The following is a 26692-nucleotide window of genomic DNA, read 5'->3' as shown; positions in this document are numbered from 1 at the left end:
AAACCAGAAGACACCAAAATCCAGGCCTGCTACTCTTCCCCGCATGTGGCTGTGAAACCCGTCGTCCCGTCCCACCTGACACGCGAGGTTTCCCCATGTCCACTCCCACACCCACCAACGCCCTGAGCCGCGGCGCGCACCTGCGCGTCGACGGGATCAGCAAGTCCTATCCCGACCGCCGGGTGCTGACCGACATCAGCCTCACTGTCAGTCAGTGCGAGCGTCTGGCCCTGATCGGCGAGAACGGCACCGGGAAGTCCACGCTGCTGCGCATCACCGCCGGCGTCGAGCACCCCGACGGCGGCTCGGTCGAGGTCCCCGGACGCCTCGGCCTGCTGTGGCAGCAGCTCCCGTTCTCCCTCACCAACACCGTTGCCGAGGTGATCGACCAGGCCTTCGCCGCACCGCGGGCGATCCTGCGCGAGTTCGACCAGGCGACGGCTGCACTCGAACAGGGCATCCCCTCGGCCGACGAGCGTTACGACCGCGCCCTGGAGGAAGCCGCCCGCCACGACGTGTGGAACCTGGACCACCGCGCCGAGATCGTCCTCGACGGCGTTGGCCTGCCGGGCCTCGACCGGGAGCGCCCCACCGGTGAGCTCTCCGGTGGCCAGCGGGCTCGTCTGCAGCTCGCCTGGCTGCTGCTGAGCCGTCCTGACACGCTGCTGCTCGACGAACCCACCAACCATCTGGACGACGCCGGCATCGACTTCCTCACTCGCTCGCTGCTCGACTGGCCCGGCCCCGTGCTCTTCGCCAGCCACGACCGCGCCTTCATGGACGCCACGGCCACCGGCATCGTCGACCTCGACCCGGCACCACGGCCCAGCTCAGTGATCAGCGCCATCGCCGTCGACGGCCCGACCAGCGGCATCGGCATCTCGCGCCACACCGGCACCTTCACCGAGTACCTCGAGGCCAGGGCCGCCCAGCGCGAGCGATGGCAGAAGCAGTACGACGACGAGCAGGCCGAGCTCAAGGAGCTGCAACGCAATGTCCGCGACAGCCACACCGTCGGGCACGAGGGCGCCGCGGCCCGCAGCGAGGTGCGCATGGCCAAGAAGTTCTATGCCGACCGCAATGCCACCGTGGTCTCCCGTCGGGTCAACGACTTCGCCCGAAGGCTTGACGAACTGCAACGCACCCAGGTCCGAAAGCCCCCGGCAGAGCTCCACTTCCGCGGGCTCGACATCGGCCGACGTGACGACCACACGGTCCCGTCGGTGATCGCAGCCCTCTCCGAGGCCGGGGTGACGAACAGGCTGGCCCCCACTTCGCTGACCATCGGACGTCATGACCGCTGGCTGGTCACCGGCCCCAATGGCTCGGGCAAGTCCACCCTGCTCGCCCTGCTCACCGGACAGCTCCACCCCGACTCGGGCACCGTCTCCCGTGCCCGCACGGCTACCGTCGCGATCCTGGCCCAAGAGGTAGAGCTTGAACCCGAACCGACCGTCCGGCAGCTCTACGCCACGACCGTCGGACAGGAGACTGCCGAGACGACCCCGCTGTCCGCCTTCGGGCTGGTGGCCCCACGCGATCTCTCGCGGCCAGTGGGGACGCTCAGCATCGGCCAGCAACGCCGACTGGCGCTCGCCATGGTGCTGGCCAGCCCGCCCGACCTGCTCATCCTGGACGAGCCGACCAACCACCTCTCGCTGGCGCTGGTCACCGCACTCGAGGAGGATCTTCCCCGGTATCCGGGCGCGGTGGTCGTCGCCAGTCACGACCGCTGGCTGCGCCGCTCCTGGACCGGCCAGCGCCTCCACCTCACTGCGGAGCCGCCAACCACACCGGTGCGCTCGGCGCCCGCCCATGGCGTTGGCTAGGCTCGCTGCGTGGCCAAGAAGACATCGCAGCGTCCCCCCAAGCGCGCACCGCAGCCCCATCCGTCCGGCGCGCGCCCGCCCCAGATCCCGGCGGAGTTCGTGCCCCGGCACGTCGCCATCGTCATGGACGGCAATGGCCGCTGGGCCAAGGAGCGGGGCCTCAAGCGCACCGAGGGGCACGAGCGCGGCGAGGCCTCCCTCTTCGACGTGATCGAGGGCGCCATCGAGATGGGCATCCCCTACATCAGCGCCTATGCCTTCTCCACCGAGAACTGGCGCCGGTCGCTGGACGAGGTGCGCTGGCTGATGAGCTTCAACCGTGACGTGATCCACCGCCGTCGCGACGACTTCGACGCGCTGGGTGTGCGGGTGCGCTGGGCCGGGCGCCGTCGTCGCCTATGGCCGTCGGTGGTGCGCGAGCTGGAGGCGGCCGAGGAGCAGAGCAAGGACAACACCACGCTCACCCTGCAGTTCTGCTGCAACTACGGCGGGCGCGCCGAGATCACCGATGCCGCGCGGCAGATGGCCCTGGACGCCAAGGCGGGCTTGCTCGACCCGATGAAGATCGACGAGAAGGTGCTGCGCAGCTACCTCGACGAGCCCGAGGTGCCCGACGTCGACCTCTTCCTGCGCAGCTCCGGCGAGCAGCGCACCAGCAACTTCCTGGTCTGGCAGTCGGCCTATGCCGAGATGGTCTTCCTCGACCGGCTGTGGCCGGACTTCGACCGTCGCGACCTGTGGCGGGCCGTCGAGATCTACGCCGGGCGCGACCGTCGCTTCGGCGGGGCCATCCCCAACGAGGTCAAGTAGTCCGCGCAACCCGGCTGGGATGCGCGCCTGCAACCAGTCAGTCCGCCGCGCCGACGGTGGCCGTCAGGATCCAGGCATGCTTGCCCACCTGACGGATCCGCTCGAAGCCGAGGTCTTCCAGCACCTCCGCCGTCGCCGTGAACAGGAAACGCCCCTGGGCCGTGCGCCCCGCGGTGGTCTCGCTGATCGCCTCCACGGCGCCACCCCCGGACGCAGCAATGAGGTCCAGCGCAGCGACGACCGCAGCCCTGGCCAGGCCCTGCCCTCGATGCTTGGGATCGACGTAGACGCAGGTGATCCGCCAGTCGGGGACGGGCGGCGGCTCCTTGTCATAGGCGCGCTTGTGCTTGATCCCCGCCAGCTCCTCGGGCGACCCGTACTGGGCCCAGGCTTGGCACCGGCCTTCGGGGTCGACCAGCAGGGCGGCATGGGCCTCACCTTGCAGGACCCGGTCATGCTTGACCTGCTGGTGGGCCGACCGCGGAATCTTGCCGCACTCGGGGTGGTAGCCGATGCACCAGCAGGCCCCGTAGACGCCGTTGTTGCGCTCGACGAGTTCGGCGAACACGTCCCACGTGTCCGACCCCAGGGCTGCGACGGTGTAGCCGTCGGCGATCTCCGCTGACTTGGTCATCAGTTCATCCCTGCCAGGGCAGCAAGGATGTCCCGGGTCACCGTCCAGGCCAGCTCGGGGTCGTGGTCCGGCATGCCTGGTTCGAGGAAGAGGTGGCCGCTGCCGGGGTACAGGTGCAGGTGGAGGTTCGGGTGGTTCACCTGCCAGTCACGGGCGGCGTCCAGGTCGCCGTCGGCCACGAAGAAGGAATCGGCGTCGGTGCCGTAGAGCTCGACCGGGCAGTTCGACGGCCACTGGCCGGCCACCTGGTGGGGAGGAATGAAGGAGTGCAGGAGCACTGCCCCCGCGGCACCGGCCCGGGTCTGGAGCAGGTGCTGTGCCGGCACGACGCCCAGGGAGAGTCCGGCGTAGACGACGCCTGTAGGGAGTCCGGCGCAGGCTTGCTCGGCACGGCTCAGCAGCTCGGCCTCACCGAGCTCGTTGACGTGGGCGAGCCCAGCAGCGATGTCGGTGAAGGTCTGCCCCGCGAACAGGTCGGGCGTCTCGACGGTGTGGCCACCAGTCCTGAGCTGGTCGGCCAGTACCGAGACGCCCGGGGTCAGCCCGAGCACGTGGTGGAAGAGCACGACTTTTGTCATGTCTCGACGCTAGTGGCGATTGAGGACGCCAGACGTCCTGATCCTTGATGTGATTGGGCACATGGACACCAATGTCGGCAGGGCGCTCCGGACCCTCGAGCTGGTCCAGGCGCGACCTGGCATCGGCGGGGAGGAGCTGGCCCGTCGCCTGGGAACCAGTGTCCGGGCCGTGCGGAGGACCATAGGCGCACTCAGGGACGCCGGCTTCACCATCACATCGGTGCCCGGCCCCGGCGGCGGATACCGCCTCGACCGCGGTCCACGCATGCCCATGGTCTTCACCGAACAGGAGCTGACCGCCATCGCCATGTCGCTGGTCGAGAGTTCCGGGAGCTTCTCGGATTCGACCTTCGAGACGGCCGCCGCGAAGGTGCTGCGGGCCATGCCTGTCACGGCAGCGGCGCCAGCCCGGTCAGTGCTCGCCAGCGCCGTCGCCATGCCCGATTCGCACGCTGTCGGACCGGTGCCCGAGCTTGTCCTCCAGCTCGCCAGGGCCATCGACAACGGCGTCCTGGTGGGCCTGCACTACCGAACCCCTTCCAAGGACGGCGTCGAACAGCGGTTGATGGAACCGTGGAGCCTCATCGTTCGGCACGGCCGGTGGTACCTCTTCGGCCGCAGCATGCCCACGGGCGCTCGGCGCACCTACCGCGTCGATCGTGTGGTGCAGGTTGACCCGACGGGCGAGGCCTTCACGAGGCCCGAGGATGTCGACATCGCGCGTGACTTCGACGAACACCTTCGCACCAGCTGGAAGTACCCGACACGAGTGGCCATCGCGGCTCCGCTCGAGGTCGCAAAGAAGTGGCTGCCGTCCACCATGGGAGAGCTCACCTCGACGGGCGACAATTCCTGCCTGCTGGAGGGCCGCACCAACAACTGCACCGCCTACCTGACCGACCTCCTGCAGACCCCCTTCTCCTTCAGCGTCCTCGGAGGACCCGAACTCACCCAGGCGGCCGCCCAGCTGCGAGCGAGGATCACCGCAGCCACCAGTCAGGCGTGACACGCAGCCAGTGTGAACGCTCCACTCCCCCGCCACCGCACGGCCCGGGTCCCCTGGAATGGGAACGGCGGTCGGACCCGAAGGCCCGACCGCCGTCCAGGGGCGCCGTTGCCCCGCTGCTCACATCACATGCGGTTGACTGCGCTCACGACGCCCTGCAGTGATGCCGTCATGATGTCACTGTCGATGCCGACACCCCAGACGACGCGCGGGTCGTCGTCGCCGCCCACCTCGCACTCGACATAGGCCGCAGCCTTGGCGTCGCCTCCCGAGGTGAGTGCGTGCTCGGTGTAGTCCAGGACGCGCACCTGGATGCCGAGCGTGGTCAGCGCGTCGACGAAGGCCGAGACGGGACCATTGCCCTCGCCGGTGACGGTGGTCTCCTCGCCCTTCCACACCACGGTCGCGCTGATGGCGTGGGTGCCGCCCTGGGCCGTGGTCGAGGTGGTCAGCAGCTGCAGCGGCTCGGTGCGCAGCAGGTACTCGTCGGAGAAGATGCGCCACAGCTGCTCGGAGTCCACCTCGCCGCCCTCGGAGTCGGTGTGCTGCTGGACCACGCGGCTGAACTCCATCTGCAGGCGACGAGGCATGTCCAGCTTGTGATCGGTCTTCATCAGGTAGGCCATGCCGCCCTTGCCCGACTGGCTGTTGACGCGGATCACGGCCTCGTAGGAGCGGCCGACGTCGTGCGGGTCGATCGGCAGGTAGGGGGCCTCCCAGTCGATCTCGTGCAGGCCGCGGCCCTCGGCGGCAGCCTTGGCCTCCAGCGCCTCCAGGCCCTTCTTGATGGCGTCCTGGTGGGAGCCGGAGAAGGCGGTGTAGACCAGGTCGCCCGCGTAGGGGTGCCGGGGATGCACGGGCAGCCCGGTGCAGTACTCCACCGTGCGGCGAATCTCGTCGATCTGGCTGAAGTCGATCTGGGGGTCGATGCCCTGGCTGAACAGGTTGAGGCCCAGCGTCACCAGGTCGACATTGCCGGTGCGCTCACCATGGCCGAACAGGCAGCCCTCGACACGGTCGGCGCCGGCCATCATGCCCAGCTCGGTGGCGGCGACGGCGGTACCGCGGTCATTGTGCGGGTGCAGGCTGATCGCCACGTTCTCGCGATTGCGCACGTGCCGGCCGAAGTACTCGATCTGGTCCGCGTAGGTGTTGGGGGTGCTCATCTCCACCGTCGCGGGCAGGTTGAAGATGATCTCGCGGCCCGCCTCGGGCTGCCAGACATCGGCCACCGCATTGCACACCTCGATCGCGAAGTCGGTGGGGGTCTGGGTGAAGATCTCGGGGCTGTACTGGTAGCCGAACTCGACATCGCCCAGGTTCGCCTCGGCGTGCTTCATCACCATCTCGGTGCCGCGGGTGGCCAGGGCGATGCACTCGGCCTCGCTCACCTTGAAAACGACCCGACGGAAGAGCTCGGCGGTGGCGTTGTACATGTGGATGTTGGCGCGCTTGGCGCCCACCAGCGACTGGGCGGTGCGCTCGATCAGGTCCTCGCGGGCCTGGGTCAGGACGCTGATCTGCACGTCGTCGGGGATGGCGTCGCCCTCGATCAGGCTGCGGACGAAGTCGAAGTCGGTCTGGCTGGCCGACGGGAAACCGATCTCGATCTCCTTGTAGCCCATCTTCACCAGCAGGTCGAACATCTTGCGCTTGCGCGCAGGCGTCATCGGGTCGATCAAGGCCTGGTTGCCGTCGCGCAGGTCGGTGGACAGCCACCGAGGGGCCTTGGTCACCTTCTTGGTGGGCCAGGTGCGGTCGGGCACGTCGACGGGCTCGAAGGCGCTGTAGCGATGCCACGGCATTGGGCTGGGCTGCTGGACGGGGATGCCGTCCTGAGGGATGGTGCCGAACTGGTTGGGGCTCTGCTGGGTGGTCATGCGGGGGCTCCCTGGTCGTGGACGGTGGTGTGCCAGGCATCGGCGGACTCCGCAACGAGGGTGCCATGGCTGGTGGTCAGCGGGCCTCGCTGCGGCGGGCAAGGAGCAGCCGCGCGGGAAGCGCGAACCTGATCTTCATGATCGCCATGGCGGACACTGTAGCGATGGCCTGCTCACCTGTGGGGAACCTGCGACCACATCACGAGATGCGCCAGCGACATCAGGCGCACCTGAATGCGCGGGCAGTCGCCACCTCAGATCTCGCTGCCGCGAAGGAAGTTGCGCACCCGCACGCAGATCGCGTCGTCCAGGCCTTCGAGCAGCTCGTTGACGTCGTGCACCAGGCGCGAACCATTGCCCTCCCAGTCGGAGGCGATCACCTCGTCACCCAGGACCCGATGCCGGTTGAGCAGCTGGTCCTCGCTGTAGAGGCCCACCTCGTCACCCTTGTGCACCAGCACTGCCGGACGCATCCGCTCGGTCCGCTCGTCCAGCAGCGTGAACTCCAGCTCCTGCTCGCCAGAGTCCAGCAGTCGGCTCACCAGCAGGCACTCGGCATGGCCCGGCACCACATTGGCGGGATCGCCAGGTTGCCTGTCGCGCTCCACGAAGGCCTCGTCGTCGTGCTGCACGTAATGGGTCCAGTTGAAGGGGTTCTCGTCGTCGAACTCGATCCGGCTCTCGACGTGGTGCAGCCCGTCCGGGCTGGTGAAGCACAGCAGGGTGGACAGGCTGGTCGGCTCGATGCGGCGCACGATGGCGCCCACCTTGATGCCGCCCTCGTTGTGGAAGGTCTCGGTCACGACGTTCTGGTTCATCCCGCGATCCTTGCAGAGACGGGCAAGCCTGGGAAGGGCGCGTCCCGGCAGGCGCACTCGCCACGAGGCATGCCGGTCACGAACCCAACCTGTCAGAAGCCCAGACGGTTGAGGTACTTGGGATCGCGCTGCCAGTCCTTGAGCACCTTCACCTTGAGGTCCAGGTGCACCGGTGTGCCGAGCAGGGCGCTGATCTGGTGGCGGGCGGCGGTGCCGACCTCCTTCAGGTGCTGCCCCCGGTGCCCGATCATGATGCCCTTCTGCGACTCGCGCTCGACGATCATCGAGGCGAAGACGTCCAGCAGCGGCCTGTCCTCCGGACGTCCCTCGCGCAGGCCCATCTCGTCGATCTCGACGGTGATCGAGTGGGGCAGCTCGTCGCGCACGCCCTCCAGGGCAGCTTCGCGGATCAGCTCCTTCACCAGGGTTTCGGTGGGCTCGTCGGTCACCTCGCCGTCGGGATAGAAGGCCGGGCCGCAGGGCAACAGCTTGACCAGCTCGTCGGCCACCACGTCCACCTGCTCACCGCTGACGGCCGAGCACGGGATGATCGTCTCCCAGCTGATGCCCAGCTTCTCCTCCAGCGCCTGGATGTCCAGCAGGTGCTGGCGCAGCCTGTCGCCAGGAACCAGGTCGGTCTTGGTGGCCAGGGCCACCAGCTTCGGCTTCTTGGTCAGCTTGGCGATCTCACCCACCAGGAAGCTGTCACCGGGGCCGATCGGCTGGTTGCTCGGCAGGCAGATGCCGATCACGTCCACCTCGGTCCAGGTCTCGCGCACCAGGTCGTTGAGGCGCTGGCCCAGCAGGGTGCGCGGCTTGTGCAGGCCCGGGGTGTCAATGAGCACCAGCTGCGCGTCGGGACGGTCGACGATGCCGCGGATCGAGTGCCGGGTGGTCTGCGGCTTGGAGCTGGTGATGGCGATCTTCGAACCCACCAGGGCATTGGTGAGCGTCGACTTGCCCGCATTCGGGCGCCCCACGAAGCAGGCGAAGCCGGACCGGAAGTTCTTGTCACCGGTCCAGTCGACATCAGTCTCGGGATCGAAGTCGTCGCTCATCAGTTCGTCGAGCGTCGGCATCCGCTCGGGCGTCGCCTTGTTCGCCGGTTTCTGGTCTGCGTACTTGTCACTCATCGTCGTCCTCGTCCTGCTCGTCGTCGTGCTCACTGGGCTCGACGCGCTGCACCAGGCAGGTGTCGATCTGGTGACGGCGGCCGGCCGTCTTCTCGGCCTCGATCCGCACGCCCTCGTACTCCACGATGCTGCCGGGGATCGGCACCACGTTGAGGATCTTGGCCATCAGGCCGCCGACGGTCTCCACGTCCTCGTCGTCGAGCTCCAGGTCGAAGAGCTCGCCCATCTCGTCGACCGGAAGCCGGGCCGAGATCCGGAAGAGACCCGGCTCCAGCTCCTCGGTGTGGGTGGGTTCCGCGTCGTACTCGTCGACGATCTCGCCGACGATCTCCTCCAGGATGTCCTCGATGGAGACCAGGCCCGAGGTTCCACCGAACTCGTCGACCACCACCACGACGTGATTGCGGTCGCGCTGCATCTCGCGCAGCAGCTCATTGGCGGGCTTGGAATCCGGGCAGAAGGTGGCCGCACGCATGTGCTGGCCGACGGTCTCGGTGCGTTCGGCCTCGGGATTGTCATAGCCACGCTTGACCATGTCCTTGAGGTAGACCACGCCCAGGATCTCGTCCAGGCCCTCCCCGACGACGGGGATGCGGCTGAAGCCGGAGCGCAGCGCCAGCGACAGGCCCTGGCGCAGCGTCTTGTCGGCGTGGATGAAGACCATGTCGGTGCGGGGCACCATCACCTCGCGCACGATGGTGTCGCCCAGCTCGAAGACCGAGTGGATCATCTTCGACTCGCTGGCCTCGATGACCTCGCTGGCCTCGGCCTGGTCCACCAGGTCACGCAGCTCCGCCTCGGAGCTGAAGGGCCCGTCGGAGAAACCGCGCCCCGGCGTGAGCGCGTTGCCCACCAGGATCAGCAGCGACGGCACCGGCCCCAGCAGGGTGGTCATCACCTGGGCGGGGCCGCTGAAGCGCAGCGCCACCTTCTCCGAGCGCTGGCGCCCGATCGTCAGCGGCGCCACGCCCCACAGGATGAAGCTGACCAGCACCATGGTGCCGACGGTGGCCAGCATCCGCTGCCAGCCCACGTGCAGGTGCGCGAAGGTCACCTGGCAGACCAGCACGATCGCGACGATCTCCAGGATCGTGCGCAGCAGCAGGGTGGTGTTCACATAGGGGGCCGGGTCCTCGGCGATCTTGCCCAGCCTGGCCGCGCCGGGACGCTCGTCCTCGACGAGCTTCTCCGCGTGGCCCTTGCTGATCTGGCCGAGCGCCGTCTCTCCGGCGGCCAGCCAGAAGGCCAGGACGGTGCAGACCAGGGCGGCGGCGATCTCGACCCACTGGTTCGTGGTCAGCACCGTCAATCCCCCTTGCGGGCCTGCCAGGCCGCGATGATCTTGTCGTTCAGCGCAAACATGACGGCCTTCTCGTCGGGCTCTGCATGGTCGTGGCCCAGCAGGTGCAGCAGGCCGTGGACCAGCAGGTACTCGGCCTCGTCGTCGGGGCGACGCCCGTTCTCGGCAGCCTGGCGCTCGGTGACCGCCGGGCACAGCACGATGTCGCCCAGCAGCCCGCGCGGGGGCTCCTCGTCGTCCAGCGGGGCGCGCAGCTCGTCCATCGGGAAGCTCAGCACGTCGGTGGGGCCGGGCAGGTCCATGAATCGCAGGTGGTACTGCTCCATCGTCGGTTCGTCGACCAGCAGGATCGACAGGTCGCTCTGCGGATGGATGCGCAGCTGCTCCAGGGCGAAACCGGCCAGCCGGATCAGGCCCTTCTCGTCGGCCGTGCGTCCCGACTCGTTGTTCAGGTCGATCACTGGATGCTCCTGCGGGTCGCGCGGTTGGCCCGGTCGAAGGCCTGCTGCACCTGGTTGGTGCTCTCGAACTGGTCATAGGCCGCCACGATCCGCCCCACCAGTTTGTGGCGCACCACGTCGCGATTGGTCAGGGTACAGAAGCTGATGTCGTCGACACCGTCGAGGATCTGCTGCACTCCGCGCAGGCCCGAGGGCTGGCCATTGGGCAGGTCCACCTGGGTGATGTCGCCGGTGACCACGATCTTGGAGTTGAAGCCCAGGCGGGTCAGGAACATCTTCATCTGCTCCATCGACGTGTTCTGGGCCTCGTCGAGGATGATGAAGGCGTCATTGAGCGTGCGGCCGCGCATGTAGGCCAGCGGCGCCACCTCGATGGTGCCGGCCGTCAGCAGCTTCGGCACGGCCTCGGGGTCCATCATGTCGTGCAGCGCGTCGTAGAGCGGGCGCAGATAGGGGTCGATCTTGTCGTTGAGCGTGCCGGGCAGGAAGCCCAGTCGTTCGCCGGCCTCGATCGCAGGCCGCGTCAGGATGATCCTGGTGACCTCCTTGCGCTGCAGCGCCTGCACTGCCTTGGCGACGGCGAGGTAGGTCTTGCCGGTGCCGGCCGGGCCGATGCCGAAGACGATCGTGTTGGCGTCGATCGCCTCCACATAGCGCTTCTGGTTGAGCGTCTTGGCCCGGATCGACTTGCCACGGGTTGACAGGATGTTGTGGGTGAGCACCTCGGCGGCACTCACCTCCTCGGCGGAGCCGGCCATGCCGACCACGCGCTCCACCGTCTCCTTCGTCAGGCCCTGGCCGGTGCGCAGGATGGTGACCAGCTCGGTGAAGATGTCGGCGGCCAACGCGGTGTCGGCGGCGGTGCCGGTCAGGGTGACCTCATTTCCGCGCACCAGGATGTCGGCGGCAAGCTCCTTCTCCATCAGCCGCAGGAACTCGTCCCGCGGGCCCAGCAGGTTCACCATCTGGATGGAGGCGGGGATGGCGACGCGTCGTGTGGAGCTGCGCCGGGCCAGCTCCAGGGACTCCGGACGGGTCCGGTCGGGGCGCGACGGGTCGGGGTGGGCGTCTTGCGAGGTGGTCAGGATTCCTCCAGTGATCGGGCACGTACGTCCGCAAGTCTAGGGCCTCGGGCAGCACGCAGTCGGTAGCCCATTCCCCGCACCGTCTCGATGTGCTCCGGGCCGATCTTCGAGCGCAGCGAGCGCACGAAGACATCGACCACGTTCGAGTTCGGGTCGAAGTCCATCTCCCACACCATCCCCAGCAGCTGTTCGCGGCTGAGCACCTGATCCGCGTGGGTGATGAGCACCTGCAACAGGCGGAACTCTCGCGAGGTCAGGTCGATCGGTTCCCCTTCCCCCACCCGCACGCGCCGGCTCAGCAGGTCCAGGTGCAGCTGCCCGCACACCAACTCCGAGCTGCTGGCGGGACTGGGTGCCGGCTCGGCCAGCCGCAGCCGCACTCGTGCCAGGAGCTCGGCGAACTGGAAGGGCTTGGTGACGTAGTCATTGGCACCGCCCTCCAGGCCGTGGACCGTGTCGTGCACGGAGTCGCGGGCAGTCAGGATCACCACGGGCAGGCCGCTGCCCTTGGCGCGCAGCTGGCGCAGCACCTCGAAGCCGTCCAGCCCAGGGAGGCCGATGTCGAGGATCATCAGGTCGAAGCTGCCCGACTGCGCCAGCAGCAGTGCCGTCGGCCCGTCGCCGGTGATGGCCGTCTGGTATCCAGCCGCGCGCAGTCCCTTCTCCACGAAGGAGGCGATCGAGGGGGTGTCTTCGGCGATCAGGATCGTGCTCACTGTTCTGCCTTTCGTGCATCGGCGGGGAGGACCAGGGTGAAGGTGGCCCCCTGGCCGGGCGGGCTGTCCACCTGCACCCGGCCGCGGTGGGCCTCGCAGATGGCCTTGACGATCGGCAGACCCAGTCCGGCACCGGCGTGACGGGTGCCGTCGGCGGGGACCCCATGGACGAAGCGGTCGAAGATGCGCTCACGGTGCTGCGGTTCGATCCCGCCACCGGTGTCGCTGATCGCGATCTGCAGGACGCGCTGGCCGTCCGCCTCCGTCGCGAAGCGGCTCATCAGGGTGATCGCGTCGCCGTCGACGGTGTGCTGGACGGCATTGTCGGCCAGCTGCAGCACCGCCTGGGTGATGCGCTGGGCATCCAGCCTGGCCGTGCCCTCGGCGATGTGACTGAGCTGCCAGCGGCGCCGGTCGCTCAGGTGTTGGATCTTGGCATCCAGGTCGAGGGTCAGCTGGGTGACGTCGACATCCTCCTGCGGCACGACGAAGTCGGGGCGGTCTGCCTTGGCCAGGGCCAGCAGGTCGGTGACCAGGCGGGCCATCCGGTCGAGTTCCTGGGTCACCAGGGCCACGGTCTGCTGGCGTTCTGCCGGGTCGTCGCCCATCAGCTCAAGGTGGCCGCGCACCACCGTGATCGGGGTGCGCAACTCGTGGCCGGCGTCGTCGACGAAGCGCCGCTGGACGGCGAAGGCCTCCTCCAGGCGGTCCAGCATCTCGTTGAAGCTCACCGCCAGCCCGGAGACGTCGTCGTGGCCGGCGACGGGGATGCGTTGGGTCAGGTCGTGCTCGGTGATGCGGGCGGCCGCCTGCCGGACGAGGCGCACCGGGCGCAGGATCTGGCCGGCGACGGCCCAGCTCACCACGCCCGCAAGGGCCAGTGCTGCCAGGCTCACCAGCGTCAGGGTCCGCACCGTCTCGTGGGCGTCGCGCACCTCCGGTCCGGTGAAGGCCCCCACCACCAGGGCGTCGGGCTGCCCGCTGCCGGATTCCACCAGGATCCTGCCCCACCGCATCGGACCCTCGGGGGTGTCGAGGATGCCGGAGCTCTTCTGCCTCATCTGGGCGTGCAGGCGGGGGTCCTCGGCGAAGTCATAGCTCTCGACCGACGGGGTGCGTGGCCCGCGCAGCACATAGGCCGTCGCCTGCCCGGAGTGCCAGCCCATCATCACCTCGTCGGGACCCACCTGCTGGCGCTGCAGGTAGGTCTCCAGGAGTGTCTGCGAATCGGCGAAGCCCTCTCCGCTGTGCGGGTCCACCCCGTTCTTGACGAAACTGGTGAACTCCCGCAGTTCCTGCGAGACGTCGTTGTTGGCCTGTTCTGCGGCATTGCCGAGCAGCACCGAGCGAACCACCACCACGACGACGGCCAGGGCCAGGGCCAGCGTGGTCATCATCCAGCCCACGATGCGCCAGCGGCCGGACCGCCTGAGCAGCTCAGTCATCGCCGCCATCGTCGTCATCCCCCTCCCCCCAGTCGTCATCATCGTCATCACCCTGCCAGACGGGGGGACGCGGCTCTGCACGGCGGGTGGTCACCGGGGCCGGCACCGTCCTGGTCCGGGTCGGCCTGGTCGCGGGAGCAGGAGCGCGGGTCGGCCGGACCGGCGAGGCGGAGGCCTTCGCTGTTGGCGTCGCGGACGGCGCGGTGGACGCGGCGGCCGGGCTGGGCGTGCCCGCAGGAGTGGAGGGTCCCCGAGAGCTGGGCGTGCCCGCGGGAGTGGACGCGGTGGGGCTCCCCAGCCGCACCACGTCCTGTTCGACCTCCGGTTCACCCGGCTTCGACATCAGTCCCTGGACCAGTGCCAGCAGTACCGCCACCAGTACCACGACGATGCCTGCCAACTGCCAACGACTGCGGTTCATGTCGCCTCTCCTCTCGCGCCACCACGCCTCCGGGGGGCCTCCTTGCTCCTCATGCGGTTCCTGCCCGTCGGCCCGCACCGATGGCCAGCTGTGGTCTGGCCGGATCGGCATCAAGGTCCCACACCCGGTGGTCTGCCACCAGCCGCTCCGGATGGTCGCTCACCAGGATGGTGACGCCGGGGCGTGGCAGCAGCCGAGACAGCCTCTGCCGTCCCTCGGCCGACAGGCCCCGGTCGATGTTGTCGAGCACCAGCAGCGCCGGGTCGTCGTAGATGGCGCGGGCCAGGGCCAGGCGGGATCGCTGCTCGTCGTCCAGCGGCTCGCCACCGCGCCGCAGCACCGTGCGCTCCAAGTCCTTCACGACCCCGTCCAGGCCGACGCTGGCCAGCACCGGCCCCACCGGACGATCACTGTCGGGGCTGCGATAGCGCACCGCCCTGGCGATGGTTCCCCGTTCCACCAGCTGCCCCGCCGCGGCGACCCCGAGCAGCTGGCGCCGCTCCTGGGCCGGGAGCTGCCCGAGCTGGCAGCCATCCACCTGGATCCAGGCCTCGGGCTGGTCCTGCGGGTGGCACAGTGCACGGACCACTTCGCGCAGGCGCTGGGGGTCGCGGCTGACGGGCACCACGACCTCACCGGGCGCCACGACCAGTTCGGGGACGGCGCGCCCCTCCACCTCCAGGTCGGCACAGTGCAGGCCCCGCCCGGGCGCGCGCCCCCGCCCCTCGAGCGGGCGGATGGTCGTCCCTTCGGCACTCTGTCGGCGGGCGCGGCGCTCGTCGGCGCGGTGCTCGCGGGAGAGCTGCAGCTGCGGCCCGAGGATCTGTTGGGCGACGCGAAAGGACTGGCGGAACTCCCCCACCCGGCCCAGGTCGGTGACCGGGGTGGCGAGCATGCCGACGATGAGGAAGGCGGTGGCGATGGTGGCTGCGTCCAGGTTCGTCAGCACGGCGGTGGCGCCGACGAAGACCATGGCCAGGGTGGCGACGCTGGCGGCGGCTCCGCGAAGGACGCCCGACAGTGTGGCTCGCGAGACGGCGCGGTCGCCGAGTTCACGGCTCTGCCGCCCCAGGCTCTTGACCTCGCGTTCGACGCCCCCGGCCACCAGGATGGGTTCGCTGGCCTGCACGGCGTCGGCGATCTGCCCGGCCAGGCGGCCGCGCTGGCGGCGCAGGCGGGCGGCGCGGCGGCGAAGGTGGGAGCCGGCCACCACCAGCAGCAGCGCCAGGGCGGCCAGGGGGATGGCGACGGCCACGCTCAGCTTCCACGAGAGCATCGCCAGGGCCGCGAGGCAGCCCACCACGGTGGGGATGCCCGACAGCAGCGGGACGATCCCCTGCACCATCCAGTTGCGCACCGAGGTGAGGTCATTGGTGGCCCTCGCCACGGTCACCCCCACGGACGGCCCCCGCCCGACCAGGGCGGCCCGCACCAGGTGCATGCGCACCTCGTGGACGTAGTCCTGGCCGAGCCGTTCGCCCAGGACCCGCTCCCCGGCGCGCAGCACCCCGAGCAGCAGGGCCAGGCCTGACAACAGGGTGGCCAGCACCATCTCGTCGCGGGTGGTGGCGGCACCCATCATGCGTGGCGTCAGCAGGGCGGTCGCACCGGCCACGGCTGCCTGTCCGAAGCCCATCGCGGCCAGCCCCGCGAGCAGTGGCCGGCGGCTGCCGCGCCACAGCCGTGGCAGCCGCGTGCTGTCGCTCACTTGGTGCGGGCGTCGCGGGCGAGGACCTCCCGTGCAACCTCGGGCACGGTCAGGTCGAAGGTGGGCACCAGCGAGACGGGCAGCACCGCGCCGGCCTCGCGGCTGGCCAAGGGCGAGGCGGTGACCACGCCGCTGACGGCGGCCACCTGCAGGCCCATCTCGTGGAGCAGGTCGACGCCCTTGGTGGCGCCCAGCGCGTCGCCGGCGGCGAAGACGAGGCTGTCGATCCAGCCCTGCACCTCGGGGTCGGCCACCAGGCGTGCAGTCTCGCCCTGGTAGATGCCGTCGGCGATCTCGAGGACGACGACGTCGGTGTCGGCGCTGGACAGGGCCGCCATCATCGACAGCACCAGCTTCTTCAGCTCGTCGTAGCCGACGCGGTAGGTGGAGCCGTAGCCGAAGTCGGTGAAGTCGAGCACGGCCTGGGCTCCGGCGTCGGTGAACATGCGCGGGTCGCCGCCGGCGCCAGTCCCGGTGGCCTTGCCCGCGGCGACGCTCAGCCCGGCGCTGGTGAGCCCGTTGATGAGGCAGGCCAGGGTGGTGGACTTGCCGGAGTTCATGGAGGTGCCCAGCACCGTCACCAGGCGGGGACGCTCCCCGTGGCGGCGGGTGATGCTGGGGCGGGTGTGGTGGGGGCTGAGCGAGGACAGGTTCAGCGCCTCGCCGTCGCGGGCGACCAGGCCCAGCGGTTCGATGACGGTGGCCTCGTCGATGCTGGCGTGCTGGGCGGTGACTCGTCCGGCCAGGCCCCCGGCCGCGACCAGGTTGGTGACCTGCAGGTTCTCGGGAACCTCGGCCTCGAACTGGTCGGGGGCGTAGCGGTGGCCGTAGGCGACCACGATCTCGTCGCCGGGGAAGAGGAGCTGGCGGCGGCTGTGGGGGCTTTCCAGGCGGGTGTGCTTGCCGATGTTCACGACGCGGGCGAGCACCAGGTCGCCGGCACTGGGGGCGACCTCGGGGCCTCGGAGCAGCTCGTGGCCGTCGGCGCCGTCGCTGACCTGCTGCCAGAAGAAGCGGGTGCTGTAGGCCATCTTGGCCGAGCGCAGGCGGGCCAGGGGCAGGTCGGTGGTGCCCTCGATCATGGCGGCGCTGGCCGCACCGGGCTCGGTGGAGAGCGCGTCGGTGGGCAGGTTGCGGGTGGTGGCGGCGGTGGTGCGGGTGGCGCTGGAGAGGTAGGTCGCAGTCATCGGGGGCTCCTGTGTCGATTGGGGAGGATCGGGCGTGGTGTCCACGCTAGGAATCCGACGTGATGACTCGATGAGGCCGGGATGAAGACTTCCTCATCCCGACCTCATCAGCGCCCCCACAAGGGCTTTCAGCTTGCGAATCGGTCGGTGGCCGTGACCAGCTCGCTGGCGATGTTCGGCTCGAAGGCCGAGTGCCCGGCCAGCACCACGTGCAGTTCGGCCTCGGGCCAGGCCTCGGCCAGGTCGTAGGCGGTGCGGGCGGGGCAGGGCAGGTCGTAGCGGCCCTGGACGATGACGGCCGGGATGTGGCGGATGCGGTCGACCTCGTCGATCAGCTGGCCCTCGCGCAGGAAGCCGCCGTGGGTGAAGTAGTGGTTCTCGATGCGGGCGAAGGTGAGCTCGTGCTCGGGCGTCTCGTGCAGCGCCTCCTCCTTCCACAGCAGGTAGCTGGTGGCTGCCTCCCACCGGGTCCAGGCCTGCGCTGCCCGCAGGGCGATGTCAGGGTCGTCGCCGAACAGCAGCCGGTGGTAGCCGGCCATGTTGCACTGCGAGAGGTCGTGCCCGGCCTCCTTGAGGGGCGCGATGAAGGACTGCCACCACTGCGGCGCGATGTTGCTGGCGCCCTCGTTGTAGTACCAGTCCAGTTCGCTGCGGCGCAGGGTGAAGATGCCGCGCAGCACCAGTTCGGTGACCCGCTCGGGGTGGGTCTGGGCGTAGGCCAGGGCCAGCGTGCTGCCCCAGGAGCCGCCGAAGACCAGCCAGCGCTCGATGCCCAGGTGTTCGCGGAGCTTCTCCAGGTCTGCCACCAGGTGCCAGGTGGTGTTGGTGGCAAGGTCTGCCCCGTCGGCGGCGCTGGGCGTCGAGGAGCCGCAGTTGCGCTGGTCGAGCACGACGATGCGGTAACGCTCCGGGTCGAAGAAGCGGCGGCGGTTGGTGCCGCCACCGCCGCCTGGGCCTCCGTGCAGGAAGACGGCGGGCTTCCCGTCAGGATTGCCCGACTGCTCCCAGTAGACCTGCTGGCCGTCGCCCACGTCGAGCATGCCCGTCTCGTAGGGCTCGATGGGCGGGTACAGCACACGCTCGGGGTTCAGGTCGGCTCCGTCGACGACATCAGTGCTCTTGCGGAAGGTCTGGCTCATGGCACGATCCTGCCACCCGGCCACCGCCGCGACGGGACCGGCCTCAGGACTCGTCGTCGATCTCCTCGGCGAAGTCGATGACGTGCACCGCGGCCTCCTCGGCGGGCGCTGCTCCCCCGTCGATGCCGACCTCGTCCGCGACGGCCTCGGCCTCCCGGTCGGTGCCCGGGTAGCCGTGGTTGGCGTCCACCAGTCGGCCGGCGCGACGCGATCCCACCTCGCGCTTCTCACCGCCCGGGTTCCACTTCTCCAGCGGCTTGTCGGGGTCGATGTCGGGGGTCTCCTGGCGCAGTCGCTCGTCGAAGGTCTGGCCCTCGCGCATCTCGCGCAGGGTGTTGCCGTGGCCCTGGGCGACCGACCAGTGCTCGGGGGCCGTGTAGCCCTCGTCGAGGACGTCGTCGACACCACGGTCGACGAGCGTGTCGCCGCGCTGGAGCTGGTCCAGCTGCTCCGATTCCTGTGGGACTTCGATGATGTCTTCCATGACCCGATGATGGCACTTTCCAGGGCACTTGTCAGGAGGTAAACCCGCTTGTCGGTACGGTTTTCACCACATCTTCCGGGGCGAACCCCGGCGGGCTAGGATGGGCCTGTGAAGCCTGCGCGTCAGCCCCTCGAACGGCGTCAGCTCCTCCTACTGGCCGCCTCTGGCGGGGTGGCGATGGCGGCCGGATGCGCCACCGTCGAACCTGATTCCATGGCCTCTCCCGTTGGCTCCCCCAGCACGGTGCGGCACACCTCGGCGTCGCCGAGGGTCTCCCGCACGCCAACCCCCTCGTCCACGCCGAGCGCGCCGCAGCTGCCGACGCGTGCGGCGATCGTCGCGAAGTACGCGAAGGCGCGCCCCCACGAGTGGGGACTGGAGACCACCGGCGTCGTGCTCCGCCAGGAGTCCAAGCACGTCTGCCTCACCTTCGACGCCTGTGGCGGCCCCTACGGCAGCAAGGTCGATGCAGACCTGCTGGCCATGCTGCGCAAGCACAAGGTGAAGACGACCCTCTTCCTCAACCAGCGCTGGATCACGGCGAATCCCACCCTTGCCCGGGAGTTGGCCGCCGATCCGCTCTTCGACCTGCAGAACCACGGCACCCAGCACCTTCCACTCTCGGTCAGCGGTCGCAAGGGCTATGCCGAGCAGGGCACGCACAATGCCGGCGAGGTCTACGACGAAGTGGCGGGCAACATTGCCACGCTGACCAGGCTCACCGGCCGAGCGCCACGCTTCTTCCGCTCCGGCACCGCCCACATGGACGAGGTCGCCGCCCGCATCGTGCGCGAACTCGGCCAGGTGCCGGTGAACTTCTCGATCAATGGGGACGCCGGAACCACCTTCACCCGCAGCCAGATCATCCAGGAGATGTCGGCGGTCCGCCCCGGTGACATCGTCATCGGCCACATGAACCAGCCGCGCAATGCCACCGCCGAGGGGATGGCAGTCGCCGTGCCGAAGCTCCTGGAGCGCGGCATCACCTTCGCGCACCTGTCCGAGGTGCTCTGAGGCGACCGGCGCGTGACCGTCGAGGAGCTGATGGCCTCGACTCGACCCCGGGGTCCCGGGAAGGTGCGGGAATGAGCACCCGGGCGTCAGGCGCCTGGCACACGCGTCTGGAGCTGCTGCGCTCGTGCGGCGCGTGGAGAGCCATGGTCCATCACCCGCGCGATGCCAAGGAGCGCCTGTTCAGCTGCTGTGGGCTGAATCCTGCCAGATCCTGCGTGCCGCTCGATCTGCCACGACCAGAGCGATCGTCGCCCAGACGATCGTGCTGCCCAGCAACACGGAAATCCCCAGGGTGATGACCCTCTGCGGTTCGGTCGAGAATCCGATGGCGACGACTGCGATGGCGAAGAGCAGGGTGAGGACGCTGAATGCTCGACACATTGGTCCAGCAGCCCGGTGGGCGGCGTACCAATGCTCGGGAGTCCTGGTCGTCGTTCGCGTCTTGATCCCGAAGATCATCTGGGGATGCGACGACCTCGACTCGCCGATCCTCCCGCACGTCCACATGACCACGGAAGTGATCAGGATCGCGCTGGCAATGAACCACATGTTGACGAGGTCAGTCACGATGTCTCCCGATTTCAGAGGACGATTCAGGCAGCGCCAACATCCAGAGCGGCCCAGGTCGCGTGGACGGCTTGCGAAAGACGGTCGACAACCAGTCTTCCACGAATTCGTCTTGCGAATGTCTCCTGATCACCAGCCGGGGCCTGCCGAGCGGCGCCTTCTCGGAATGGTCAGGTAACTGCCTCGGGGGATCGTCGGGTCACGGATAGGCTCTTCTCATGCCCGGGTTTGCAGATGACGTCATCGAATCCCACGGAGTTGTACTCCGTCCATTGACAGAAGCAGATGTTCCTTCAATCGCGATCGCCTGCTCCGACCCGCAGACCCAGAAATGGCTACCACTGCCCCAGCCCTACACCGAGGAATCCGCACGGACCTTTGCACTGGAGATCGCCGCCCAAGAGTTGGCCAGCGGCACCGCCTTGGAACGGGCCATCGAGGTCGATGGGCAGTTCGTCGGCGTGATCGGACTGAAGAACACCGACTGGGACGTGGCCAAGACTGAGGCCGGCTACTGGCTCGGACCGTGGGCTCGTGGCCGCGGAATCACCGCGCGAGCCCTCGCCGCCATCACCGACTGGGCACTCGACACGCAAGGGATCGGCCGAGTCGAGGTCCTTGTCGCCACCGGAAACGAGGCATCACTGGCCACGGCCCGCAGGGCGATGTTCATCGAGGAAGGCACCCTGCGACGTGCCGGCCACACGCACGACGGCACGGTCGACCTCGTCCTCTTCAGCCGCCTGGTAGACGATCCGCGGCCGCAGTTCTGAGGCAGTGACATGACGCAAAGTTGGCGTCCCCAGGCTTCCGCCCCGCACGAGTGACGCGCGGAGGCGCAGATGTTCCGCGACAGCCCCGCCTGCGATGGTGCCGGGGGGGGCGAAACAGTACTCGAGCAGTCAGTTTCCCGCGGCTCACAGCCCGTTGGCGCCGTCATGTTTCGCAGTACAGTTTTCGCATGGAGACGATCAATGGCGTGCCTGTCACTGAGGAGCTGATCCAGGGGTGGGCCGACGAGGCGCAGCGTGGCTATGACGTCGACGCCCTTCGCAAACGCGGTCGCAAGCCCAAGAGCGAAGGTCCTGCCCGGGTGGTGCCTGTGCGCCTCGATGACTCGCTCGTCGGAGCATTGGATGCCCGTGCTGAGCAAGAAGAGACCAGCCGTTCTGACGTGATCCGCGGCCATTCGCGCGTACGTCGCGTGAAGATCAACCCATCGACTCTCAAGCACGGCATCACCGAGGCCGACATCCTGCATGCCCTGTCCCGCCGCGCCTCCGGAGAGACCATCCCACAGGAGCCCAGGATGAATGTGCACATCAAGGCAAAGGGAAACCGGTTCGCATCCCTCGGTCAGGCGATCACGGTCGAGGTGGATCAAGCCTCGGGCATTATCGCCTTGAGCGCCCCGTTCTATCGCCGCTCGGTCAAGGTGAGCCACGTCGCCAGCGTTTCGGCCTGTGAGGATGACGGCCACAATCGTGGTCTGCTCAACTGGTTCGTCGTCGGCAGGGCGACATCCCCCCACGGTGTTCGACTGAACACCGGCGGAAAGGCACGGGTCGACCTCTCGACCACGACCGGGGAGCGCTACGAGGTGGTCGTCGACACCATGGCCCAGGCAGAAGCCATCGTGAAGGCCATCCGCGACGCAGGTTTCGACACCCAGATCACACCCGCTGACTGACTCCTCACTGGCATGCATCCACTCTGGCCAATGGCAGGTGGGTGAATGTCTGTCCGAGCAGTGCCGAGCGTTGGATCTGCCGATGGGATGCCGAGCGGCCCTATGGTTTCGGCATGGAGCGCTCGACTTTGGCCAGCGATGTGCGGTGGTGGCTTCGGGTACGACGGCGTTCCCGTGGACGTAGCGCCGCGGACTGGTACGTCCTGGCGTTCACCGCGGTGTTGCTGGGCGCAATGGCCAGCTCTTTCATGTCCGGCGTGGTCTTGCCCCTGGTCGTGGTGGCTGCGCCCCTGATGCCCGCCGTCATGGCCAGCGTGGTGACATTCTCGTGGCTGGCTGTGGCCTTCGTGTCGTGGTTGGCGGGGCCCTTGGTGGTCAGCACGGCCGAGGTCTGCTGGATCCTGCCGGGCAGCCTGGACCGTGCGCAGTGGCTGCACCAGCCCTTCTGGCGATTGCTCCTGATTGCAGCGGTCACGGGAGTCGTCTTGGCCCTCGCTGCGTGGCTCACGCTGTCGCCCGGGCTCGGCTGGACGGTGGCAGTGGCCCTGACACCCATGTCGGCGGTCCTGATGATGTTGTTGAACCAGCAGGGTCTCGGCGTCGCCCACACTGGCGCGGTGTTGACGGCACTGCTGATGGCGGCGACCACCACTGCCGCGTGGATCCTGGTCACTGTCCTCGTCGCCTTCGTGATGACGGCTGGCTTCCAGGCGTGGCGCTGCCTGGGCGACATGTCACGTCACGACCTGCTTCGCGCCGCCCGCGGCCGCACTGCCCTGACTGGTGGCGCACAGGGCGCAGACACCGGTCTGGTCCTCGACCTGGTCAGTCGCCGCACCGCGCGAAATCCCCACCACCGCCTCCATGGCCTTGGACGTGGACGACGCGCAGTGGCCTGGTACGACGTGCAACGAGCCGTCCTGCGTCAGCCCTGGCTGTTGGTCGTGGGGCTTGTTGTCACCAACCTGGGCTGCGTGACAGCCATGGCCGCAGCTCCGTCGCTGGCGCCGTGGCCGGCCGTCGTCTTGATGCCGATCCTGGCTGCCGCCATGACGATGCGCCGTGTGATGGCATCATCCAGCGGAGCGCGCCGCAACTTCCCGGCCGGTTGGACCTGGGACGCTGCCAGCTGCTCGTGTGCCGCGACGGTGGCGCTCGTGAACTCACTGGTGCTCGCCGGACTGCTTATCGGCGTCGGCACTGCGCTTCCCGTGGCGCTGGCGGTGTCGGTGGTCCTGAACGGTGCCGCACTCACCGGTGCCTTGCGCCTGGTCTCGACGCCACCACCGAACTTCGCCACTGGGCTGGTCATGACTGAGGCGGGCGCGATCCCACTGGGAGCCATCCTCACGGCAGCGCGAGGCTGGGATGTCGTCGTCCTCGTCGCGCTGATGGCACGCCTCCGCTAGACACTACGGACACATCCCCATGCTGCCCCCAACGAACATGGTCAGGTCTGGGGCGGCGGCTACTGCTCCGCGTCGTGGTAGGGGTATCCGGTGACGGGACGACGCCACCCGCAACGAGCTCCTGGAAGACGCAATCGCTGGATCTGCGGCCCGCAGGCAAACCATCGACGGTGCCGACTGACGTCCGACTCCAGCTGGCTTCTCAGGAGAGGCTGCAGCCGTTGGCGGTGAAGATCGCGATCATGGGCTCGTTGGTCGCATCGGTGGAACCGACGTAGGCCTTGGCCCCGCGCCTGGCCAGCTCGGACAGGCCGAACCGGTGCAAGGCCCGGCCCAGTCCCTCTCCTCGGCGCTCGGGCACCACGGCGACATAGAACAAGGTGCCGGTGGTTGGCTCGTCAGGGAAGACCTGCGGCAGGACGACACCGACGTCGCCACGGTCGTCCCGGACGAGATACCACCCTCGCGGATCGAACTGGCCCCCCGCCGCCTCGACCAACTCGCGAGAATCCGCCTCAGCGCTCTCCGGGGTGCTGGTGTCGTAGGGGTCACCATCACTGGCCCGGAGCATCACCCGATTGAAGTCCTGCTCCCCCACCTGCTCCAAGGAGTCCAGCGTCCAGCCACTCGGGGTTGGTTTCGGCTCATCCAGCACGTGGCGGGCGATGACCTTCGCAGTGTCCATACGCCCAACCGTCCTCCCGTGCAGGCGGGGAGCGCCACTGATTTTCCACCGCGCACGCCAGACGCCGTCCAATCCGGCCTCAGCAGCTGACCCCGACGCGATCGTGGACGAGTTGCCCGTCAGGCGCCCCCGAATGGTTGGATGACGGCTTGTGACCACTTCCACTGACACCGCGGCCGAGCCCGCCTCTGGACAGGGCGTCGAGTACGCCCGAGTCCCCCACACCTACTACGACATCGTGGTGGCCGTCTTCGTCGGCCTGCTGCTGATCTCCGGCGTCACCGCCACCAAGCTCTTCGTCGGCCCTACCGTTCCGGTCATCAGCGACCTGTTCGCCGGCGGTGGCCCGCTCATCTTCGACGGCGGAGCCTTCCTCTTCCCCCTCAGCTACGTCGTCGGCGACATCATGACCGAGGTCTACGGCTGGCAGCGCGCCAAGCGTGCCATCTGGACCGGCTTCGCCATGACCTTCCTGGCCGCGGCCACCTACAAGGTGGTCGGCTGGACCACGCCCGTGGAGGGCTTCGAGGCGTGGGACCAGGTGCTGGCCCCGGCCACCCGCATCGCGCTGGCCGGGTTCGCCGGCTACCTCGCCGGAAACCTGCTCAACTCGCTGGTGGTGGTGCGCCTCAAGCGCCGCTTCGCCGAACGCCAGGTGGCCTTCCGCCTGATCACCTCCACACTGTTGGGCGAGCTGGTGGACACCACCCTGTTCTGCACCATCGCCTTCGCCGGCACCATCACCCTGGCCGAGCTGACCAACTACACCGTCACCGGCTACTTCTACAAGGTGCTCGTGGAGATCTGCGTCGTGCCGATCACGCTGCAGGTGATCAAGTACCTCAAGCGCGTCGAGCCCACCTACGAGATGGCACACGGCCGTCAGGTGGCCCTGTGAGCCGCGCCGTCCTGTTCGACATGGACGACACCCTCCTGCTCACGCGGGAGGTCAAGTGGGCCCACCACCGCCACGTCGCCCTGGAGTCCTACGGGATCACGCTCGACGACGCCACCCTGGCCGAGCACTGGGGCAAGTCCTTCGACGAGATGATCGGCCTGCTCTACCAGCACGCCGACACCGTCGAGGCGATGCGGGCCGCCAACAAGGCCTCGGCCGAGCGCTTCCGCAAACTTCCAGTGCCGGGAGCAGTCGAGTTGGTCGAGGGGCTCCTCGACCAGGACGTCGCGGTCGGCGTGGTGACCTCAACCAACACCGACATGGCGCTGGCCGACCTGGAAGGCTGCGGCTTCCCGATGCCGCGTCTGGCCCTGGTGCACGGGGCCGACGTGACCGGCCACCACAAGCCCGACCCGCGCGTCTTCGACGCCGCGCTGGACCAGCTGGCACGCGAGGGCGTCGACCACGTGACCTATGTGGGCGATGCGCTGATGGATGCCCAGGCGTCCGACGAGGCCGGACTGGACTTCGTGGCCGTCACCACGGGACTCTTCGACGCCGAGGCCTTCGTGTCGCTCGGCCTCGCGCCCGAGCGCGTCGTGGCCGGAGTTGACGAGCTGCGACCCCTGCTGGGGCTCTGACGCAGCACCCGGCCACCACACCGGCGGCGCCGACCCTCTCGCAAGGGGGCCGGCGCCGCACCGTCTCAGCCGGCCACCAGCCGCTGCAGGCCACCGGCGAAGGTGGCGAAGACCTCGTCGGGGCGGCAGTCGACCACCACCCGGGCATTCGGGCGACGGCCCCAGACCTGCCGGTTGTCGCGCACCGTCGTGCCCCGCAACAGGTCGGAGCTGGCCTCGACGTCCATCACGGTCGTCGCCAGCTCGACCGTCGCCACCTCGGCTGCCACCTGCGCGGCGAACAGGTCGTGCAGGTGGGCGACGTAGCCCTGGTCGTAGTCGTGGTGGAACTCGAAGTAGAAGCGCAGGGCGTCGGTGAGCAGGTCCAGGGCGCGGTGCCCCGTCCTGGCCTCGGCTTCCTTGACCCGACGACGACTGGCGGAATAACCCAGCGGCGACGTCCCACACGACACCAGGAGATCGTCGAGGAATTCCGGGCGGTACTCGATGCGCTCGGTCTGGTCGGTGGAGCACCAGATTGGCAACTGCTGCTCGGGCAGCCCCTCGAAGGCCTCGCAGACCTTCTTGGCCGCATCGGGATCGCACCAGGTGTTCCACTCCGCCGTCGGGGTGGTGTTGCCCAGGTGCCAGAAGCAGCCGCCCATGATGACGATGCGCCGTGCCAGTCGGGGTAGGTTCGGAATCTCGCGCAGCGCCAGGGCGAGGTTGGTCGTCGGGCCCGTCACCAGCAGTGTCACCTCTCCCGGGTGCGCCTCCAGCACCTCGCGCCACAGCTCCAGCCAGGGGCGCGTCGACAGACGGATTCCCAGGTCGTCGAGGGCGGCGTAACCGATGCCCCCGGGGCCGTGGGTCTCGGGCGTGGTGGCCAGGGGCCGCACCAACGGTTCGGGGGTGCCGACGCACACCTCCACCTCGGGCCGGCCCGCCACGTCGAGCACCGCGAGGGTGTTCAGCGCCGCCTGTGACGCGGTGGTGTTGCCCGACGTGGTGGTGACGCCCATCAGCTCCACGTCGGGCAGTCCACACAGCTGGAGCAGGGCGCAGGCATCGTCGATGCCGGTGTCGACGTCGGCCAGGATCTTCACCCGCCCAGTCTGCCCGACGGGTCTCGTGCGCACGGGCCACAATGTCTGCATGCTGATCCGCACGCCCCG

27 protein-coding genes are annotated in these 26692 nt (G+C 68.7%); 9 read left to right on the top strand and 18 right to left on the bottom strand.

Features of this window, described 5'->3' with window-relative positions; translation table 11 throughout:
* Positions 1 to 95: 95 nt before the first annotated feature.
* Together ACHFFZ_RS04160 and ACHFFZ_RS04155 are read left to right on the top strand one after the other, a co-directional pair.
* A complete protein-coding gene (locus ACHFFZ_RS04160) occupies positions 96 to 1829 on the top strand; it encodes an ABC-F family ATP-binding cassette domain-containing protein (RefSeq protein WP_394275404.1) in 1734 nt (577 codons plus the stop codon).
* A gap of 9 nt (positions 1830 to 1838) precedes the next feature.
* Complete coding sequence (locus ACHFFZ_RS04155) at positions 1839 to 2639, top strand: isoprenyl transferase (protein WP_394275403.1); 801 nt, start codon at positions 1839 to 1841, stop codon at positions 2637 to 2639.
* A 37-nt stretch (positions 2640 to 2676) separates the two neighbouring features.
* Here ACHFFZ_RS04155 and ACHFFZ_RS04150 read toward each other — a convergent pair whose 3' ends face one another.
* Positions 2677 to 3273 (bottom strand): GNAT family N-acetyltransferase, encoded by a 597-nt coding sequence (locus ACHFFZ_RS04150; protein WP_394275402.1) that lies wholly within the window; start codon positions 3271 to 3273, stop codon positions 2677 to 2679.
* The gene (locus ACHFFZ_RS04145; RefSeq protein ID WP_394275401.1) at positions 3273 to 3851 is read right to left on the bottom strand and encodes a dienelactone hydrolase family protein; all 579 of its coding nucleotides are present in this window, start codon (positions 3849 to 3851) and stop codon (positions 3273 to 3275) included. The genes ACHFFZ_RS04150 and ACHFFZ_RS04145 overlap by 1 nt, the downstream gene beginning before the upstream one ends.
* Positions 3852 to 3912: 61 nt before the next feature.
* On the opposite strand from ACHFFZ_RS04145, the gene ACHFFZ_RS04140 reads away from it, so the two are divergent.
* A complete protein-coding gene (locus tag ACHFFZ_RS04140) occupies positions 3913 to 4857 on the top strand; it encodes a helix-turn-helix transcriptional regulator (RefSeq protein ID WP_394275400.1) in 945 nt (314 codons plus the stop codon).
* Between the two features lie 125 nt (positions 4858 to 4982).
* Here the strand turns inward: ACHFFZ_RS04140 and leuA are convergent, their stop codons facing one another.
* The 13 genes from leuA to ACHFFZ_RS04075 all read right to left on the bottom strand — a co-directional run bounded on the left by leuA (position 4983) and on the right by ACHFFZ_RS04075 (position 18634).
* The gene (leuA, locus tag ACHFFZ_RS04135) at positions 4983 to 6737 is read right to left on the bottom strand and encodes a 2-isopropylmalate synthase (RefSeq protein ID WP_394275399.1); all 1755 of its coding nucleotides are present in this window, start codon (positions 6735 to 6737) and stop codon (positions 4983 to 4985) included.
* 254 nt (positions 6738 to 6991) lie between these two features.
* Positions 6992 to 7555: a hypothetical protein gene (locus ACHFFZ_RS04130; protein WP_394275398.1), complete on the bottom strand. Its 564-nt coding sequence runs from the start codon at positions 7553 to 7555 to the stop codon at positions 6992 to 6994.
* A 92-nt stretch (positions 7556 to 7647) separates the two neighbouring features.
* Entirely contained in the window at positions 7648 to 8688 is a 1041-nt protein-coding gene (era, locus tag ACHFFZ_RS04125) for a GTPase Era (RefSeq protein WP_394275397.1), read from the bottom strand.
* Positions 8681 to 9988 (bottom strand): hemolysin family protein, encoded by a 1308-nt coding sequence (locus ACHFFZ_RS04120; protein WP_394275418.1) that lies wholly within the window; start codon positions 9986 to 9988, stop codon positions 8681 to 8683. Before ACHFFZ_RS04120 ends, era begins: the two co-directional genes overlap by 8 nt.
* 5 nt (positions 9989 to 9993) lie before the next feature.
* Positions 9994 to 10449: an rRNA maturation RNase YbeY gene (gene ybeY, locus ACHFFZ_RS04115; protein ID WP_394275396.1), complete on the bottom strand. Its 456-nt coding sequence runs from the start codon at positions 10447 to 10449 to the stop codon at positions 9994 to 9996.
* Positions 10446 to 11414, bottom strand: a complete 969-nt coding sequence (locus tag ACHFFZ_RS04110) for a PhoH family protein (protein WP_394275395.1) — start codon at positions 11412 to 11414, stop codon at positions 10446 to 10448. The genes ybeY and ACHFFZ_RS04110 overlap by 4 nt, the downstream gene beginning before the upstream one ends.
* Positions 11415 to 11530: 116 nt before the next feature.
* Positions 11531 to 12250, bottom strand: a complete 720-nt coding sequence (locus tag ACHFFZ_RS04105; protein ID WP_394275394.1) for a response regulator transcription factor — start codon at positions 12248 to 12250, stop codon at positions 11531 to 11533.
* Positions 12247 to 13695 carry a sensor histidine kinase gene (locus tag ACHFFZ_RS04100; RefSeq protein ID WP_394275393.1) on the bottom strand — a complete coding sequence of 483 codons (1449 nt, stop codon included), beginning with the start codon at positions 13693 to 13695 and terminating at the stop codon, positions 12247 to 12249. Before ACHFFZ_RS04100 ends, ACHFFZ_RS04105 begins: the two co-directional genes overlap by 4 nt.
* Entirely contained in the window at positions 13688 to 14116 is a 429-nt protein-coding gene (locus ACHFFZ_RS04095; protein ID WP_394275392.1) for a hypothetical protein, read from the bottom strand. The genes ACHFFZ_RS04100 and ACHFFZ_RS04095 overlap by 8 nt, the downstream gene beginning before the upstream one ends.
* Before the next feature lie 49 nt (positions 14117 to 14165).
* Positions 14166 to 15824, bottom strand: a complete 1659-nt coding sequence (locus tag ACHFFZ_RS04090; RefSeq protein WP_394275391.1) for an ABC transporter transmembrane domain-containing protein — start codon at positions 15822 to 15824, stop codon at positions 14166 to 14168.
* Positions 15821 to 17011 carry a hypothetical protein gene (locus ACHFFZ_RS04085; protein ID WP_394275390.1) on the bottom strand — a complete coding sequence of 397 codons (1191 nt, stop codon included), beginning with the start codon at positions 17009 to 17011 and terminating at the stop codon, positions 15821 to 15823. Before ACHFFZ_RS04085 ends, ACHFFZ_RS04090 begins: the two co-directional genes overlap by 4 nt.
* Positions 17012 to 17139: 128 nt before the next feature.
* On the bottom strand, positions 17140 to 18150 hold the full coding sequence (gene pip, locus ACHFFZ_RS04080; protein WP_394275389.1) for a prolyl aminopeptidase: 1011 nt from the start codon (positions 18148 to 18150) through the stop codon (positions 17140 to 17142).
* Between the two features lie 43 nt (positions 18151 to 18193).
* Positions 18194 to 18634: a DUF5709 domain-containing protein gene (locus ACHFFZ_RS04075; RefSeq protein ID WP_394275388.1), complete on the bottom strand. Its 441-nt coding sequence runs from the start codon at positions 18632 to 18634 to the stop codon at positions 18194 to 18196.
* Positions 18635 to 18847: 213 nt separating this feature from the next.
* Here ACHFFZ_RS04075 and ACHFFZ_RS04070 point away from each other — a divergent pair, with 213 nt between their 5' ends.
* A complete protein-coding gene (locus ACHFFZ_RS04070) occupies positions 18848 to 19648 on the top strand; it encodes a polysaccharide deacetylase family protein (protein WP_394275387.1) in 801 nt (266 codons plus the stop codon).
* 180 nt (positions 19649 to 19828) lie between these two features.
* On the opposite strand, the gene ACHFFZ_RS04065 is transcribed toward ACHFFZ_RS04070, so the two are convergent.
* A complete protein-coding gene (locus tag ACHFFZ_RS04065; RefSeq protein WP_394275386.1) occupies positions 19829 to 20215 on the bottom strand; it encodes an SdpI family protein in 387 nt (128 codons plus the stop codon).
* 272 nt (positions 20216 to 20487) lie between these two features.
* Here ACHFFZ_RS04065 and ACHFFZ_RS04060 point away from each other — a divergent pair, with 272 nt between their 5' ends.
* The 3 genes from ACHFFZ_RS04060 (at position 20488) to ACHFFZ_RS04050 (ending at position 23314) form a co-directional block, all read left to right on the top strand.
* Positions 20488 to 20988: a GNAT family N-acetyltransferase gene (locus ACHFFZ_RS04060; protein WP_394275385.1), complete on the top strand. Its 501-nt coding sequence runs from the start codon at positions 20488 to 20490 to the stop codon at positions 20986 to 20988.
* A gap of 188 nt (positions 20989 to 21176) precedes the next feature.
* Entirely contained in the window at positions 21177 to 21905 is a 729-nt protein-coding gene (locus ACHFFZ_RS04055; protein WP_394275384.1) for a ribbon-helix-helix protein, CopG family, read from the top strand.
* 113 nt (positions 21906 to 22018) lie between these two features.
* Positions 22019 to 23314, top strand: a complete 1296-nt coding sequence (locus ACHFFZ_RS04050; RefSeq protein WP_394275383.1) for a DUF6297 family protein — start codon at positions 22019 to 22021, stop codon at positions 23312 to 23314.
* Between the two features lie 202 nt (positions 23315 to 23516).
* Here ACHFFZ_RS04050 and ACHFFZ_RS04045 read toward each other — a convergent pair whose 3' ends face one another.
* A complete protein-coding gene (locus tag ACHFFZ_RS04045; protein WP_394275382.1) occupies positions 23517 to 23999 on the bottom strand; it encodes a GNAT family N-acetyltransferase in 483 nt (160 codons plus the stop codon).
* Positions 24000 to 24150: 151 nt separating this feature from the next.
* Here ACHFFZ_RS04045 and ACHFFZ_RS04040 point away from each other — a divergent pair, with 151 nt between their 5' ends.
* Positions 24151 to 24897, top strand: coding sequence for a queuosine precursor transporter (locus tag ACHFFZ_RS04040; protein WP_394275381.1), 747 nt, complete (start codon positions 24151 to 24153; stop codon positions 24895 to 24897).
* Complete coding sequence (locus tag ACHFFZ_RS04035; RefSeq protein WP_394275380.1) at positions 24894 to 25538, top strand: HAD family hydrolase; 645 nt, start codon at positions 24894 to 24896, stop codon at positions 25536 to 25538. Before ACHFFZ_RS04040 ends, ACHFFZ_RS04035 begins: the two co-directional genes overlap by 4 nt.
* A gap of 65 nt (positions 25539 to 25603) precedes the next feature.
* On the opposite strand, the gene ACHFFZ_RS04030 is transcribed toward ACHFFZ_RS04035, so the two are convergent.
* Positions 25604 to 26692, bottom strand: a 1089-nt coding sequence (locus ACHFFZ_RS04030; RefSeq protein WP_394275379.1) for a nucleoside hydrolase, incomplete at its 5' end; no start/stop codon positions are given.

The sequence above is a fragment of the Luteococcus sp. genome, from assembly GCF_043424415.1.
Taxonomy (GTDB): Bacteria; Actinomycetota; Actinomycetes; order Propionibacteriales; family Propionibacteriaceae; genus Luteococcus.
Note: the sequence above shows the minus strand (reverse complement) of the source record. Positions and strands in the feature narration are given on the sequence as shown.